We start from the raw sequence: 15,299 nt of genomic DNA, 5'->3' as shown, positions 1-15,299 counted from the left end.
GCTGGGGATGTTTCCCTCGAACGCGCCGTATTCGAGGGGGTGATCCTCGGTGTGCACCTCCAGGTGGTTGACCGACGGCGTCTCGGGCAGGTTTTTCGGCACCGCCCACGACACCAGCACGCCGTCGCGCTCCAGCCGGAAATCGTAGTGCAGTCGTCGGGCATGGTGTTCCTGGATGACGAACGAATTGCCCTGGCCGGTAACGGGTCTCGTGGCTGGTACGGGTTCGGGGGTTTTCGACGCATCGCGCATGCTCCGGTACTTGCTGAGCCGGTCGCTGACCGGTGCGTCCACATCCAGCGCCTCCAGCAGATCGCCGTCGCGGGCGACCCGGTCGAGCACTTCGTCGTAGCGCAGTTGGCCCACCGAGGGGTCTTCGAGTTCTTCCCAGGTGCGCGGTGCCGCGACGGTTGGATGTTCGCGCCCGCGCAGCGAGTACGGCGCGATGGTGGTCTTCGAGCCGTTGTTCTGGCTCCAGTCGACAAAGACCTTGCCCGCCCGCAGGCTCTTGGTCATGGTCGACGTGACCAGCTTGGGCATCGCCTTTTCCAGTTGCTGGGCAACACGTTTGGCCAACACGGTGGCGCCCTTGCTGCTCACCGGATTATCTAGCGGCGCGTAAAGGTGCACCCCCTTGCTGCCGCTGGTGAGCGGAAAAGTGGTCAGCCCGATATCGGTGATCAGGTCCCGCACGGCATGGGCGACCTCGCACAGTTGGGGCATCGTCACGCCTTCGCCGGGATCCAGGTCGAACACCAATCGCGTTGCCGGGCCGGGCTTGAGCTCCTCGGCCCCGCTTCGGGTCCACTCGGCGACGAACCGCCACTGCGGCACGTGCACCTCCAGCGCCGCCTGCTGCGCGATCCAGGCCAGCCCGTCGGGGCTGTCGATGATCGGATAGGTCGTCGTCCCGGACCGGTGCTTGACGCTGGCCCGCGGCAGCCAGTCCGGCGCCGAGGACGCCAGCTGTTTTTCGAAGAACGACTCCTGCTCGACGCCGTTGGGCCAGCGCTTGCGGGTGGCCGGGCGCCCGGCGATGTGTGGCAGCATCACGTCGGCGATACGGGTGTAGTAGTCGAAAACGTCCGCCTTGGTGGTTCCCGTGGCCGGATACAGCACCTTCTCGGCGTTGGTCAGCTTGACCAGCGCCTGCGCCGTAGGACGACCCATGGTCTCAACCTACGTGTTTGCGCACGGGCGCCGGTACCGTCGAGACCGTGGTTCGGCTCAGCAGCGCCACCCTGCGATGGCTGCCGATCGCGACACCGGGCTATGACCGTGACGGCGTCGCGGTCGGCATCGCGCATTTCGGGGTCGGCGGGTTTCACCGCGCACATCAGGCGATGTATATCGACACGCTGCTCGAGCGGGGCCGGGCGCGGCAGTGGGGCATCTGCGGCATCGGGGTGATGCCGGCCGACCGCGGGATGAGGGACGTCCTGCGCGCCCAGGACGGCCTGTACACGTTGGTCCTGGAGCACCCCAACGGCAACCGCGAAGCGCGGGTGATCGGCTCGATCCTCGACTACCGCTACGCGCCGGACGACCCGCCGGCCACGATCGAGCTGCTGGCCGCGCCGACGACCCGCATCATCTCGATGACGATCACCGAGGGCGGCTACCAGATCAGGGACCCAGGATCGGTTTTCGGCCTGATCGCCGAGGCACTGGGCCGGCGCCGGGACCGCGGCATCGCCGCGCCGACGATCCTGTCGTGCGACAACATCGAGCACAACGGTGAGGTCGCGCGCCGGGCCGTCATCGCGCACGCCGAGCTGGTGCGCCCCGGGCTGGCCGACTGGGTCGCCGAGCACGCCCGGTTCCCCTGTTCGATGGTGGACCGCATCACCCCGGTCACCACGCCGGACATCGTGGCCGGAGTGCAGCGTGACTTCGGTGTCGCCGACGAGTGGCCGGTGGTGGCCGAGGCGTTCGCCTCGTGGGTGCTCGAGGACGATTTCGCCGACGGCCGGCCGCCGCTGGAAGATGCGGGCGTCCTGTTGGTCGACGACGTGAGCCCGTACGAGGCGATGAAGCTGCGGCTGCTCAACGCCGGTCACCAGTGCCTGTGCTATTTCGCCGCGCTGTGCGGGTACCGCATGGTGCACGACGCGGCGCGCGACCCGTTGTTGGCCGAATTCCTGTTGGCCTATTTCGATTCCGAAGCGGCGCCGACGCTGCGACCGGTCCCCGGCATCGATCTGGGCGCCTACACCCGCGGGCTCATCGAACGCTTTGCCAACCCCGGAGTGCGGGACACCGTGGCGCGGTTGTGCGCCTACTCCTCGGACCGCATCCCGAAATGGCTGCTTCCGGTGATCCGCGACAACCTGCGCACCGGCGGACCCGTCCGGCTCGCATCGGCGACCGTCGCGAGCTGGGCCCGCTACGCCGAGGCGGTCGACGAACGTGGCGAACCGATCGAGGTCGTCGACAACCTGGCGGATTCGCTGGTGTCCGTCGCGCGGGCACAGCGGCGGCATCCGACCGCGTTCATCGAAAACGGGCAGCTGTTCGGGGATCTGGCGCAGGTGCCGCGCTTCGTCGATTCCTATCGCTGGGCGCTGGATTCTTTGCATACAGTCGGGGCCCGGGCGACCCTGGAATTGTTGCTGAAAGGCATGAGCCCATGACCCGCGGGCTGGTGATCGGGGAAGCGTTGATCGACACCGTCGGCGCTGCCGAGCATGTCGGCGGAAGCCCGCTCAACGTCGCCGTCGGGCTCGCCAGGCTGGGTCGCGATATCGATTTCCTGACCCACATCGGCGACGACGGACCGGGTCACCGCATCGCCGCTTACGTGAAAGCCTCTGGCGCGCAGCTTGTTCCGGGAAGCGCCTCCGCCGCCCGCACGCCCACCGCGGTGGCAACGATCGCGAAGGACGGGGCTGTGAGCTATGCGTTCGACCTGGAGTGGCGGCTTTCCGGCACGCCCGAAGTCGCGCCGCCACTGGTGGTGCACACCGGATCGATCGCCGCGGTGCGCGAGCCGGGGTGCCTGGCGGTCGCGGCGCTGCTGGACGCCTATCGGGTGTCGGCCACCGTCAGTTTCGACCCCAACGTGCGCCCTTCGCTCATCGCCGACCGGGACCTGGCCCGCGACCGCATCGCCCGCCTCGTCGAGCGCAGTGACATCGTCAAGGCCAGCGACGAGGACCTGAGCTGGATCGACCCCGACCACGAACCGGAGTCGACGGCCCGAGCCTGGTTGGCGTCGGGACCGGCGATCGTCGTCGTGACGCTGCGCGATCGGGGCGCGCTGGGGTTCTGCTCGGCCGGCGAGGCCCGGGTGGCGGCCAGGCCGGTTGCCGTGGTGGACACCGTCGGCGCCGGCGACGCGTTCACGGTCGGTCTGCTCGACGCGCTCTGGGGACGGGGATTGTTGGGCGCCGACCGGCGGGCCGCCCTGGGCCGGATCGGGCTCGATGCGCTGACGGCGACGCTGGAATCCGGGAGCCTGGCATCGGCGTTCACCATCGGCCGCGCCGGTGCCGACCTGCCCGATCGGGCCGCCCTGCGGGCCCATCTCACCTAGACCGCGAAATTAGCTGTGCCCGAATATCCCGCCGTGCGGGCGCGCTGCGCTGTTTTGCTGGGGGCGGTGTGGGCATACTGACTTACATGCGCTCCATCTGGAAGGGTTCGATCGCGTTCGGGCTGGTGAACGTTCCGGTCAAGGTGTACAGCGCCACCCAGGACCATGACATCAAGTTCCATCAGGTGCACGCCAAGGACAACGGCCGGATCCGGTACCAACGCGTGTGTGAGAAGGATGGCGAGGTCGTCGAATACCGTGACATCGCCCGGGCCTACGAGTCCGACGACGGCCGAACCGTGATCATCACCGACGACGACATCGCCACCCTGCCCGAAGAACGCAGCCGCGAGATCGAAGTGCTCGAGTTCGTCCCGGCCAGCGAGGTCGACCCGATGCTGTTCGACCGCAGTTACTTCCTCGAGCCGGATTCGAAGTCGTCCAAATCCTATGTGCTGCTGGCCAAGACGCTCGCCGAGAGCGATCGGATGGCGATCGTTCACTTCACGCTGCGCAACAAGACCAGGCTGGCCGCGTTGCGCGTCAAGGACTTCGGCAAGCGCGACGTGATGGTGGTGCATACCTTGTTGTGGCCCGACGAGATCCGCGATCCCGACTTCCCGGTCCTGGACAAGAAGGTCGACATCAAGCCCGCGGAACTCAAGATGGCCGCCCAAGTGGTGGAGTCGATGGCCGAGGACTTCAACCCCGACCGCTACCACGACACCTACCAGGAGCAACTGCAGGAGCTGATCGAGGCGAAACTCGAAGGCGGCGAAGCGTTTGCCGCCGAGGAGCAGCCCAAGGAATTGGACGAGACCGAGGATGTGTCCGACCTGCTGGCCAAGCTGGAAGCCAGCGTGAAGGCGCGCTCCGGTGACGGCGAAGCACCGGCCAAGAAAGCACCGGCCAAAAAGGCGCCGGCGCAGAAGACGCCCGCCAAGAAGAGCACCGCGAAAAAGGCACCGGCCAAGAAGGCCGCGGCAAAGTCCTGACCGCGCTCCGCGGTCAGCGCCGCCGGTTCGACACGAAGCGGAACGCCGCGGCCAACAGGTTGATCACCGCCACGATGATGATCAGGGTCAGCGCCGCACCCCAGATCCGCAGGAACCCGGCGCGCTCGGGATTGGTGAGTTCGGTGTAGATCAGCAGCGGCAGCGAGGCCATGTTGCCGTGGAACATGTCGAGGTTGATGGAGCGGCTGTAGCCGACCAGCACCAACACCGGCGCGGTTTCCCCGATGACGCGGGCGACCGCCAGCAAGACACCGGAGACGATGCCCGGCATCGCGATCGGGATAACGATCCGCACGATCGTCTTCCATTTGGTAACGCCCAGCGCGTAGCTGGCTTCTCGCAGGTCGTCGGGCACCAACCTGAGCATCTCCTCGGTGGACCGCACCACCACCGGCAACATCAGCAAGACCAGCGCCAACGACACGGCAAAGGCACTCTGCTGGAAACCCAGGGTGGCGATCCAGAGGCTGAAGATGAACAGCGCCGCCACGATCGAGGGCACCCCCGCGAGCACGTCGACCATGAACGTCGTCACCCGCACCAGCCGGCCGGACCCGTATTCCACCAAGAACACCGCGGTCATCAGGCCCAGCGGTACCGACAGGACGGCGGCCACACCGGCCTGCACCAACGTCCCGTACAGCGCGTGATACACCCCGCCGGCAAACTCCTCGGGCAGTACGCCGCGCAGCGAGTGGGTCCACCAACCCGAGCGGGTGACGGCGTACCAGCCGCGCGCGAGCACCACCCCCAGCACCCAGACCAGCGGCACCAGGGCCACGATGAACGAGGTGACGAAGAACGTCGTCGCTGCGCTGTTGGTGATCCGCCGCCTTAGGCTCAGCGGGCTGAAAACGTCCGGTTTGACCGGCAGGTCGAGCGCATCGATCGTCATGCGCGCCGCTCCTCCTCATCGCTTCGCTCTGCATCGTCGCCGGCGCGAGTCATCCGTTGACCTTCCCGCCCGCGATCGCGCGAGCGGTCGCGTTGACGATGAACGTCAGGACGAACAGCGCGAATCCGGCGGAGATGTAGGCCCCGGTGGGCAGCGGTTCGCTGAATTCGGCCGCCGCGGAAGCGATCTTGGAGGCGAACGTGTAGCCGCCGTCGAACACCGACCAATTGCCCGCGCGCGCGGCCGACCGCAGGATGATCAGCACCGCCACGGTCTCGCCCAGAGCGCGGCCCAATCCCAGCATCGACGCGGCGACGACACCGCTACGACCGAACGGCAGCACGGTCATCCGCACCACCTCCCACTTCGTGGCGCCCAGCGCTTGCGCCGCTTCCATCTGAATGGGCGGGGTCTGGCGGAACACTTCCCGCGATACCGAGGTGATGATCGGCAGGATCATCACCGACAGCACGATGCCGGCGGTGAAAATGGTGCCACCGCCGGCCAGGGATACGTTGCCCTGCTTGAACAGAAACAACCAGCCCAGGTTGCGGTTGAGAAATTCCGCAATGGGTTCAATCTCGGGCGCCAGCACGAAGATTCCCCACAACCCGAAGATGATCGACGGCACCGCGGCCAGCAGATCGACCATCGCACCGAACGGTCGCGCCAGCCGTTTCGGCGCGTATTGGGTGAGGAATACCGCGATACCGACTGCGACCGGCACCGCCAGCACCAGTGCGCTAATCGAACTGAGCGCGGTGACCATGAACAGATCGCGGATGCCGAACGCGAGGTGCTGCGCATTGGTGGTATTGAATTCGGCACTGGTGAAGAAGTTCGCGTGGTCTGCTCGCAATGACGGGACGGCGCGAACCAACAGGAATATCGCGATCAACGCGATCGCGAACACGATCGTCGAACCGGCGGCCGCGGCGACCAACTTGAACAGTCGGTCGCCGCGGTGCGCCTTGCGCGGATCGGTCGCCTTCAGCGCAGGCTGAGCCCCTGTCGACGGGCCGGCGAGAGCTCCGCGGGTCATGACACCCAGATCACGCGATCGCGTTGACCGAAGTCGACAACTTCGACTTGAACGAGTCCGGAATGGGGATGTATCCGTTGTCCGCCAAGCCGTTTTGGCCCGCGCCGATGGTGCTCTGCAGGAACGCCTTCACGGCCGTACCGACCTGCGAATCGGGGTACTTCGAGCACACGATCTCGTAAGTCGCCAGCACGATCGGGTACGAGCCGGCCTGCGTCGGCTTGTAGAACGAGTTGGTGTCGAGCACCAGGTCGTTGCCCTGCCCCTTGACGGTGGCGCCGGCGATCGTCTTGCCGACCGAGTCGGCGCTGATCGCGACCGCATCGGGGCCGACCGCGGTGACGATCTTGGCCATGTTCAGGTTCTGGGCCTTGGCGAACGACCATTCGTTGTAGGTGATCGATCCCTCGGTCGCCTTGATGGCCGCCGCGGTGCCGTCGTTGCCCTTGGCTCCCTCACCGACACCGCCGTTGAACGTCTTCCCGGCGCCCTTGCCCCACGCGCCGTTGGACGCCGCATCGAGGTATTTCTGGAAGTTGTCCGTGGTTCCGGATTGGTCGTTGCGGAATACCACGTGAATCGGCTCCGCGGGCAGGGTTGCGCCGGCGTTGAGGTTCGCGATCGCCGAATCGTTCCAGGTGGTGATGGCGCCGTTGAAGATCTTGGCGGCCGTGGGACCGTCGAGGCTCAACGAACTAACACCGTTGACGTTGTAGGTGATCGCGATCGGGCCGAACACTACCGGCAGGTTCCATGCCGGCGAGCCGCAGCGCTGCTGGGCCGCGGCGTACTCGTTTTGGGCCAGCGGCGAGTCCGACCCGCCGAAATCGGTTTGGTTGCCATTGAATTCGCTGATTCCGGCGCCGGAACCATTGGCCGTGTAGTTCAAGGTCTGACCCGGGCAGGCCTGTTCGAATGCGTTGACGAAGCGGGTCATCGCGTTGGCCTGGGCCGTCGAGCCGCTGGCCTTCAGCGTCTTCTTCCCGCCGCAACTCACCTTTCCCGCCGACGCACCCGACGCGCCGGTCGAGGAACCTCCACCGCTTGCGTTGTTGTTGTCATTGCCACACCCGGATAACACCAGCGCGGCGCTAGCCAGAACACTCAGCGCGGCGCCAAATCGGTTCAGTTTCAATTCGCTTCCTTAACAGTAGGGATGAAACATCGCCGCCGCCTGAGGCTGCGGCCCGACAACCAGCCATCTGTCGCAGCCAAGTAGCTAACAGTAACAAGGTTAACGTTCGGAGAATTCTGTCCGGCCGTCGTCATTGCGCTACGCGGCGGGCAATTGGGACCGACGGGGCGTTACTTCGCCGCCCGGGCCGTATGACAAACTAGAACCTGTTTCAGAAATGCCGTAATCGGAGGCGGCGAGGTTTGTTACCGTTTCGCCGGACAACTCGAATCGAGAGGCCCAATGATCCTTGACAGGTTCCGTCTGGACGACAAAGTCGCCGTCATCACGGGTGGCGGCCGCGGCCTCGGTGCGGCCATCGCGCTGGCTTTCGCCGAGGCAGGCGCCGATGTCCTCATCGCGTCGCGCACGCAATCGCAACTAGACGCCGTCGCCGAACAGGTCCGCGCCACCGGCCGCCGCGCCCACGCCGTCGCCGCCGACCTGGCCCATCCCGAGTCGACCGCGGAGCTGGCCGGTCAGGCCGTCGAGGCCTTCGGAAAACTAGACATCGTCGTCAACAACGTCGGCGGGACCATGCCCAACACCCTGCTGACCACCTCGACCAAGGACCTCAAGGAAGCGTTCACGTTCAACGTCGCCACCGCGCACGCGCTGACCATCGCGGCGGTGCCGTTGATGCTGGAGCACTCCGGCGGCGGCAGCATCATCAACATCACCTCCACCATGGGCAGGCTCGCCGGACGCGGTTTCGCGGCCTACGGCACCGCCAAGGCCGCGCTGTCCCACTACACCCGGCTCGCCGCGCTGGACCTGTGCCCGCGCATCCGGGTCAACGCCATCGCCCCGGGCTCCATCCTGACGTCGGCGCTGGACGTGGTGGCCTCCAACGAGGAGCTTCGCGCACCGATGGAGAAGGTCACACCGATGCGCCGCCTCGGTGACCCCGTCGACATCGCCGCTGCCGCAGTCTATTTGGCGTCCCCGGCCGGCAGCTTTCTCACCGGCAAGACGTTGGAGGTCGACGGTGGCCTCACCTTCCCCAACCTGGACATCCCCGTCCCGGACCTGTGAACCATGACGCGCGAGCAGTCGCAAAAGCCCCCACACGCACGGCGTGTCGGGCGCTTTTGCGACTGCTCGCGGTCTTACCCCTACCGTTAAGGAGCCCGCCATGGCCATACCCGTCGTTCAGTTGGGCACCGGCAACGTCGGCGTCCACGCGCTCAAAGCGCTGATCACCAACCCCGAGTTCGAGCTCACCGGCGTGTGGGTGTCGTCAGATGCCAAGGCCGGCAAGGACGCCGCAGAGCTTGCCGGACTTGCGGATTCGACCGGCGTGCTCGCCAGCACGGATCTGGATGCCGTGCTCGCCACCGCTCCGCAATGCGCGGTCTACAACGCCCTGGCCGACAATCGGCTTCCCGAGGCGTTGGAGGACTACCGCCGCGTCCTCGCCGCCGGAATCAACGTCGTCGGCAGCGGCCCGGTCTTTCTTCAGTACCCGTGGCAGGTGATCCCAGAGGATCTCATCAAGCCACTGGAAGATGCCGCGCGCGAAGGGAATTCAAGCCTCTATGTCAACGGGATCGACCCCGGTTTCGCCAACGACCTGCTGCCACTGGCATTGGCCGGCACCTGTCAGAGCATCCAGCAGATACGGTGCATGGAGATCGTCGACTACGCCACCTACGACAGCGCCGCGGTCATGTTCGACGTCATGGGATTCGGCAAGCCCATCGACGACATCCCGATGCTGCTGCAGCCCGGTGTGCTGAGCCTGGCGTGGGGATCGGTGATCCGGCAAATGGCGGCGGGCCTGGGCATTTCGCTCGACGAGGTCACCCAGACGTACGTCCGCGAGCCGGCACCCGAGGACTTCGACATCGCATCCGGGCACATCGCCAAGGGCACCGCCGCGGCGCTGCGGTTCGAGGTATTCGGAATGGTCAACGGCGACCCCGTCGTCGTCCTCGAACACGTCACCCGCTTGCGCGAGGACCTGCGCCCGGACTGGCCGCAGCCCGCTCAGGAAGGCGGCTCCTACCGCATCGAGATCACCGGCGAACCGTCGTACGCGATGGACGTCTGCCTGAGCAGCCCCAACGGCGATCACAACCACGCCGGACTGGTCGCCACCGCAATGCGGATCGTCAACGCGATTCCTGCGGTGGTAGCCGCCCCGCCGGGCATCGTGACGACCCTCGACCTGCCGCTAGTCCCCGGTCGGGGGCTCTACGCGCCTGGGTGACGGCTCCAGGAGCGTCCACGACCTCGGAGTTCGCATCGCGGGTTGGCCTTGTATTCACCGCCTGACGGTGTGTTCGGTTAACCTAACTTTTTTATTCGAGAACGTGGATCGAGGGTCGAGACGTTGGCGCAGGGCACCGAGGCCTCGCTCAGGACGAGCTGGTATCTGCTCGGGCCGGCGTTCGTCGCGGCGATCGCCTATGTCGATCCCGGAAACGTCGCGGCCAACGTCAGCTCCGGCTCGCAGTACGGCTATTTGCTGCTATGGGTGATCGTCGCCGCCAACGTGGCGGCGGGCCTCGTGCAGTACCTGTCCGCGAAACTCGGGCTGGTGACCGGACGGTCGCTGCCTGCGGCGATTGGCAAGCGGATGAGCCGTCCGCTCCGGCTGACCTTTTGGGGACAGGCCGAAATCATCGCCATGGCAACCGATGTGGCGGAAGTGATCGGCGGGGCGATCGCGCTGCGCATTCTATTCGGCTTGCCGCTGCCGGTCGGCGGGATCATCACCGGGGTGATCTCGATGCTGCTGCTGGCGATCAGGGACCGCCGCGGGCAGCTCCTGTTCGAGCGCGTCATTACGGGCTTGCTGCTCGTCATCGCCGTCGGCTTCGCGGCGAGTTTCTTCGTCGCCACGCCACCCCCCGAGGCCGTGCTCGGGGGATTGGTGCCGCGATTCCGCGGCACCGAAAGCGTGTTGCTGGCCGCCGCGATCCTCGGCGCCACCGTGATGCCGCATGCGGTGTATCTGCACTCGGGCCTCGTCCTGGATCGGCACGGACATCCCGAGCCCGGCCGAGACCGGCGCTGGCTGCTCCGTGTCACGCGTGTCGACGTCGTGTTGGCGATGGCCGTCGCCGGCATGGTCAACGCGGCGATGCTGCTCGTCGCCGCGATCAACCTCCGGGGCCGCGCCGAAGGCGCGTCCATTGACGGCGCTTACACCGCGATTCACAACACGTTGGGGTCGACGATCGCGGTGCTGTTCGCGGTCGGACTGCTCGCGTCCGGCTTGGCGTCGTCGTCGGTGGGCGCCTACGCCGGCGCCATGATCATGCAGGGATTGCTCCATCTGTCGGTTCCCCTGCTGGTGCGCCGGTTGGTGACCCTGTGCCCCGCGGTGGCGATCCTGGCGCTCGGCTGGGACCCGACTCGCGCGCTGGTGTTATCCCAGGTCGTGCTGTCCTTCGGCATCCCGTTCGCGGTGCTTCCGCTGGTCAGACTGACCAGCAACCGCGACCTGATGGGTAGTGACGCCAACCATCCCGTCACGACGGTTGTCGGCTGGGCGGTCGGCATACTGATCAGCCTGCTTAACGTGGTGCTGATCTATCTGACCGTGGCCCGCTGAGCATCGGTATCTAAACCTCACACGCGGAATCGCATGTGTCACAATCCATTTGCGCTCGTAGCTAGCCCACGGAATCCGGCGGGTTAGCGGATCGGCCACCGCTATCGAGCGGCCGCAAGAAAATCGCAAGAACTTCGCGAAGACCTGGCAAGCGGCGCGGGCCAGCCTAATGATGCCCGCCGCGGCACCCTCAGCGAAAAAGTCTTCAAAAAAACGTCCGACTCACGCCGGGTGCGTCCTCCTACCTATGACGGCGGCCCAACCCGGGCCGCGACCCGCACCGAAAGAAGCACCTCATGAGCACCTGGCACGACATGGATCGAACCGCACTCGCACCGCGCGCCGCCGACGTCACCGAGGCCTGTGCCTGGGCGTCGAGCCCGCTGGGCGATCCGACCGACGGCTCCGTCGCTCTCCCATACGGTCACGAATTTCCGACCGACCCGATCACCCAGGCCGCCAAGCCGAAGTCCATCGACAAGCTGTGGGTGGTCGCGGGCGTGATCGGCACGATCGGAGCGGGCGTCGCGCTTGGCATAGCCCTGCTGAGCAACTCGCCCCAACCGCGGTCGGTTGCCGTGACCGCGGGCTCGACTGGCGCGCCGGCAGTCGCTCCCGCCGCAGCGGTGGTGCCCCCGCCGGACAGCGGGCCAGCCCCGGCCCCGGTGGTCGCCCTGCCTCAGGGCCCGGCGCCCGCCGCGGTGGTCGCGCCCCCGCCGGATAACCCGGCGCCCCCGGCCGGCCCGGGCACCCCGCCCGACGCCACGCCGCAAGGCCCGGTCGTCGTGGTGAATGTGCCTCCGCCGCCTGTCTGGGTACCGGCTCCGCCACCGCAGCTACCGCCGCCGCCTTCGCTGCCGCCGCTGCCTGCGCCACCGAAGCTGCCCCCGCTGCCCACGCCGCCGAAGCTGCCCCCGCCCCCGCCGCTGCCGGTGCTGTGCCTGCCCCCGCACCACCTGGTCCAGGGCGTGTGCAAGTGACGCCGCGGGCCCGGGCGAGGCTGGGTCTTGACCTTGTCCTCGCCCATACCCCCACCACGGAGCTGGAGTTTCTCGTGCTATTTCACCGCTGTGCGCGCACACTTATTCGCAGCGCCGGTTCTCGCCTGATGGACACCGACGCCTCATCGGCTGGGAAAGCGACGTGACGACCGCACTATCCAACTGGGACATCGTCAGCGACGGGGAGTTGGCCCGCGCGGCTGCGACGGGTGATCGACGCGCCTTTGCCATGATTTACGACCGTTACGCCGACCGGCTGCACGACTTCTGTATCGGCATGGTCCGCGATCGCGACGCCGCCGCCGACTGCGTGCAGGACGTCTTCTGCTCGGCCGCGACCCAACTGCCCAAGCTGCGGGACCCCGAGCGGCTGCGCCCGTGGCTGTACGCCATTGCCCGCAACGAGGCGCTGCGCTGCATCCGGGACCGCCGTCGCGAACAGGTTTCCGACGAGCTGCCCGAGGTCGCGTCGCACGACGCGGGGCCGGACACCCTGGCCGCGCGCAACGAACTGGCCGCCCTCGTCGCCGAGGCCGCCGGCGGGCTCGGCGACCGGGACCGCACGGTACTGGAGCTGGCCTATCGCCACGGCCTGGACGGGCCCGAGCTGGCCAACGCGTTGGAGGTCAGCCCCGGCGCGGCCAACAAGATGGTGTCGCGGCTGCGCAACACCATCGAATCGTCGTTGGGTGCGCTGCTGGTGGCCCGCCGCGCCCAACACACGGCGGACAAATGCGCCGAGCTGGGCACGATCCTGGCGGGGTGGGACGGACGGTTCAGCGTCCTGATGCGCAAACGCATCACCCGCCACATCGAGTCCTGCCCCATCTGCGAAGAAGAACGCCGACGCATGGTCAACCCGGTCGCGCTGCTCGGTGCGGCGCCGGTGTTCATCCCCGCGCCCGATTGGCTGCGCGATCACACACTGGGACAGATCCAGCTGACCTCCGCCGACAGCAACCTCGGCGCGGACAACACCGCGGGCAGCCGCGCCCGATCCGACGACGCCGCCGACGCGCCGACCGCGGCTTCGTGGCCCGCTGCCGCGGACCAGGACGACGGGGACTACCTCGACGCCGCCCAACCACATCGGGCGCGCCGAATCGTCCCGTGGATCGCGCTGTTCGCCGCCGCCTTCTTCGCCGCGCTCGGGCTGATGTTCACCTTGCTGCACCACCACAAGACGGCCATCACGCCGACCGAGTTGAGTGGCACCGCACCCGCGCCGATGAAACCGGCCTCACCGCCGGCCGCCAACCAAATCCCACCGGCCCCGCCCGCGAATCCCATCGCCCCCGCGCCTCCCATCTATTCGCCCCCACCCGTTCAGGCGCCGGTACCGGTCGCACCGGCCCCGCCGGTGGTCGCGCCGCCGGTAGCACCGCCGCCGGTGGCGCCCCCGCCGCCGGTCGTGGCGCCCCCGCCGGTAGTGCTGCCCCCGCCCGTGGTGGTCCTGCCACCGCCGGTGATACTCCCGCCTCCGGTGGTGTTGCCGCCGCCCTTCGGAGTGCATCCGTCACCGCCGGGGTATCCGCCGCCGCCGTCCGCGTCTCCGACTCCAGTGCCGCCCAGGCGACCGCCACCACCGCCTTCCAGCCAGCCACCCCCGCCACCACCGCGGGGGCCGGCCCCCGCGCCCCCGCCGCCGCATCCCCCGGTCATCAATTGACCCGTAGCGCGCAGCTCACCCGGTACGGCAGGATGGGAGCGTCGTCGTCCGTGGAGAGGCTCGCGGGAGTTAGCTTGGTCCAAGATCTCAGCCCCCAGACGGTGGCTGCCTAGATGCCGGCCCGCCGGCACCCCTATTTCGCATACGGGTCGAATCTGTGCGCCAGGCAGATGGCGCTCCGCTGTCCCGACGCCGCGGATCCGCGGCCGGCGGTGCTGACCGACCACGACTGGCTGATCAACCAGCGCGGCGTGGCCACCGTCGAGCCGTTCGCCGGCAACCAGGTGCACGGGGTGCTGTGGCAAGTATCCGACGACGACCTGGCGACGTTGGACAGCGCCGAGGGCGTGCCGGTGCGTTACCGGCGCGACCGGCTGACCGTCCACTCCGGCGACGGGCCGTCGCCGGCCTGGGTCTACATCGATCACCGGGTGAACCCGGGCCCGCCCCGACCGGGCTATCTACGCAGGATCATCGACGGCGCCGTGCAGCAGGGGTTGCCGCAACGATGGATCGACTTCCTGCGCCGGTGGGATCCCTCCCGCTGGCCCCGCCCCATCGCCGCGGCAACCCCTGCACCACAATCACTTTCGGCGTTGTTGAGCGAACCTGGGGTGACCGAGGAGAGCCGGCTGCGATCGCGTTTCGGTTTCCTGGCCATCCACGGCGGCGGCCTGGAAGAGATGACCGACGTCATCGCCGAACGCGCCGCCGAGGCCGCCGCGGCGTCGGTGTACCTGCTGCGCCATCCCGACCGCTACCCGCACCACCTCCCGTCGGCCCGCTACGACCCGGACGAGTCGCCGCGGCTGGCCGAGTTTCTCGATCATGTCGATGTGGCCGTCTCGCTGCATGGCTACGGCCGCATCGGGCGCGGCACACAACTGCTCGCTGGGGGACGCAACCGCGCGCTGGCGGCCCACCTGGCCCGGCACATCCGGCTGACCGGTTATCAGGTCGTCACCGACATCGACGACATCCCGCCGGAACTGCGGGGCCTGCACCCCGACAACCCGGTGAACCGGGTGCGTGACGGCGGGACGCAGCTGGAACTGTCGGTCCGCGTCAGGGGTCTTAGTCCGCGCAGCCCGCTGCCGGGCGCCGACGGCTTGTCACCTGTCACCAGCGCCCTGGTGAGGGGCCTGGCGGCAGCGGCGCGTTCCTGGTAATTGTTCTGGTCGTTGAACGGAGGCTATTGGTGGACAAGGATTTTCGCTTCGGACTGAGCATGCGGTTCTTCAAGTCTCGCTCGGCGTTGGTCGACAAGGTGAAGCGGGCGGAAGATCTCGGATACGACATCTTGTGCGTGCCCGACCATCTCGGCGCGGCGGCACCGTCGCCGACCCTGACGGCGGTCGCGATGGTCACGACCAGGATCCGGCTGAGCCTGTATGTGCTCAATGCC

The 15,299-nt window shown here is 67.5% G+C and carries 14 protein-coding genes; 10 read left to right on the top strand and 4 right to left on the bottom strand.

Annotated elements, in window-relative coordinates; genetic code table 11:
- Window positions 1–1,170, bottom strand: a 1,170-nt coding sequence (gene ligD, locus JWP83_RS26820) for a non-homologous end-joining DNA ligase (RefSeq protein ID WP_297737492.1), incomplete at its 3' end; no start/stop codon positions are given.
- An 80-nt stretch (window positions 1,171–1,250) separates the two neighbouring features.
- On the opposite strand from ligD, the gene JWP83_RS26815 reads away from it, so the two are divergent.
- From JWP83_RS26815 to JWP83_RS26805, 3 genes are all read left to right on the top strand, one after another.
- Complete coding sequence (locus tag JWP83_RS26815; protein WP_297737501.1) at window positions 1,251–2,633, top strand: mannitol dehydrogenase family protein; 1,383 nt, start codon at window positions 1,251–1,253, stop codon at window positions 2,631–2,633.
- The gene (locus tag JWP83_RS26810; RefSeq protein WP_297737489.1) at window positions 2,630–3,535 is read left to right on the top strand and encodes a carbohydrate kinase; all 906 of its coding nucleotides are present in this window, start codon (window positions 2,630–2,632) and stop codon (window positions 3,533–3,535) included. The genes JWP83_RS26815 and JWP83_RS26810 overlap by 4 nt, the downstream gene beginning before the upstream one ends.
- Before the next feature lie 86 nt (window positions 3,536–3,621).
- Entirely contained in the window at window positions 3,622–4,530 is a 909-nt protein-coding gene (locus tag JWP83_RS26805; RefSeq protein ID WP_297737487.1) for a Ku protein, read from the top strand.
- Between the two features lie 13 nt (window positions 4,531–4,543).
- Here JWP83_RS26805 and pstA read toward each other — a convergent pair whose 3' ends face one another.
- The 3 genes from pstA to pstS are packed head-to-tail and all read right to left on the bottom strand — an operon-like array spanning window position 4,544 to window position 7,623.
- Window positions 4,544–5,446 (bottom strand): phosphate ABC transporter permease PstA, encoded by a 903-nt coding sequence (gene pstA, locus JWP83_RS26800; protein ID WP_297737485.1) that lies wholly within the window; start codon window positions 5,444–5,446, stop codon window positions 4,544–4,546.
- A 49-nt stretch (window positions 5,447–5,495) separates the two neighbouring features.
- Window positions 5,496–6,488 (bottom strand): phosphate ABC transporter permease subunit PstC, encoded by a 993-nt coding sequence (gene pstC / locus JWP83_RS26795; protein ID WP_297737484.1) that lies wholly within the window; start codon window positions 6,486–6,488, stop codon window positions 5,496–5,498.
- A gap of 10 nt (window positions 6,489–6,498) precedes the next feature.
- Window positions 6,499–7,623 carry a phosphate ABC transporter substrate-binding protein PstS gene (gene pstS, locus JWP83_RS26790; RefSeq protein ID WP_297737481.1) on the bottom strand — a complete coding sequence of 375 codons (1,125 nt, stop codon included), beginning with the start codon at window positions 7,621–7,623 and terminating at the stop codon, window positions 6,499–6,501.
- A gap of 282 nt (window positions 7,624–7,905) precedes the next feature.
- On the opposite strand from pstS, the gene JWP83_RS26785 reads away from it, so the two are divergent.
- From JWP83_RS26785 to JWP83_RS26755, 7 genes are all read left to right on the top strand, one after another.
- On the top strand, window positions 7,906–8,697 hold the full coding sequence (locus tag JWP83_RS26785) for an SDR family oxidoreductase (protein ID WP_297737479.1): 792 nt from the start codon (window positions 7,906–7,908) through the stop codon (window positions 8,695–8,697).
- Between the two features lie 100 nt (window positions 8,698–8,797).
- Complete coding sequence (locus JWP83_RS26780) at window positions 8,798–9,874, top strand: diacylglycerol kinase (RefSeq protein ID WP_297737477.1); 1,077 nt, start codon at window positions 8,798–8,800, stop codon at window positions 9,872–9,874.
- Window positions 9,875–9,967: 93 nt separating this feature from the next.
- Window positions 9,968–11,224 (top strand): Nramp family divalent metal transporter, encoded by a 1,257-nt coding sequence (locus JWP83_RS26775; RefSeq protein WP_297737498.1) that lies wholly within the window; start codon window positions 9,968–9,970, stop codon window positions 11,222–11,224.
- Between the two features lie 296 nt (window positions 11,225–11,520).
- A complete protein-coding gene (locus JWP83_RS26770) occupies window positions 11,521–12,204 on the top strand; it encodes a hypothetical protein (RefSeq protein ID WP_297737475.1) in 684 nt (227 codons plus the stop codon).
- Window positions 12,205–12,367: 163 nt separating this feature from the next.
- Window positions 12,368–13,894 carry a sigma-70 family RNA polymerase sigma factor gene (locus JWP83_RS26765; RefSeq protein ID WP_297737473.1) on the top strand — a complete coding sequence of 509 codons (1,527 nt, stop codon included), beginning with the start codon at window positions 12,368–12,370 and terminating at the stop codon, window positions 13,892–13,894.
- Between the two features lie 113 nt (window positions 13,895–14,007).
- Window positions 14,008–15,063 carry a poly-gamma-glutamate hydrolase family protein gene (locus JWP83_RS26760; protein WP_297737468.1) on the top strand — a complete coding sequence of 352 codons (1,056 nt, stop codon included), beginning with the start codon at window positions 14,008–14,010 and terminating at the stop codon, window positions 15,061–15,063.
- Between the two features lie 59 nt (window positions 15,064–15,122).
- Window positions 15,123–15,299 (top strand): LLM class flavin-dependent oxidoreductase (locus tag JWP83_RS26755; protein WP_297737495.1); only part of this gene is annotated, 177 nt, incomplete at its 3' end.

It is taken from the genome of Mycobacterium sp. (assembly GCF_025965855.1).
Taxonomy (GTDB): Bacteria; Actinomycetota; Actinomycetes; order Mycobacteriales; family Mycobacteriaceae; genus Mycobacterium.
This window is presented reverse-complemented; position numbering and strand designations above follow the sequence as displayed.

Bases quoted from the DNA above. Each gene is read 5' to 3' on its own strand.
- JWP83_RS26810 (WP_297737489.1), top strand. From the start codon at position 2,630: ATGACCCGCGGGCTGGTGATCGGGGAAGCGTTGATCGACACCGTCGGC.
- JWP83_RS26805 (WP_297737487.1), top strand. From the start codon at position 3,622: ATGCGCTCCATCTGGAAGGGTTCGATCGCGTTCGGGCTGGTGAACGTT.
- pstA (WP_297737485.1), bottom strand. From the start codon at position 5,446: ATGACGATCGATGCGCTCGACCTGCCGGTCAAACCGGACGTTTTCAGC.
- pstC (WP_297737484.1), bottom strand. From the start codon at position 6,488: ATGACCCGCGGAGCTCTCGCCGGCCCGTCGACAGGGGCTCAGCCTGCG.
- JWP83_RS26785 (WP_297737479.1), top strand. From the start codon at position 7,906: ATGATCCTTGACAGGTTCCGTCTGGACGACAAAGTCGCCGTCATCACG.
- JWP83_RS26780 (WP_297737477.1), top strand. From the start codon at position 8,798: ATGGCCATACCCGTCGTTCAGTTGGGCACCGGCAACGTCGGCGTCCAC.
- JWP83_RS26770 (WP_297737475.1), top strand. From the start codon at position 11,521: ATGAGCACCTGGCACGACATGGATCGAACCGCACTCGCACCGCGCGCC.
- JWP83_RS26760 (WP_297737468.1), top strand. From the start codon at position 14,008: ATGCCGGCCCGCCGGCACCCCTATTTCGCATACGGGTCGAATCTGTGC.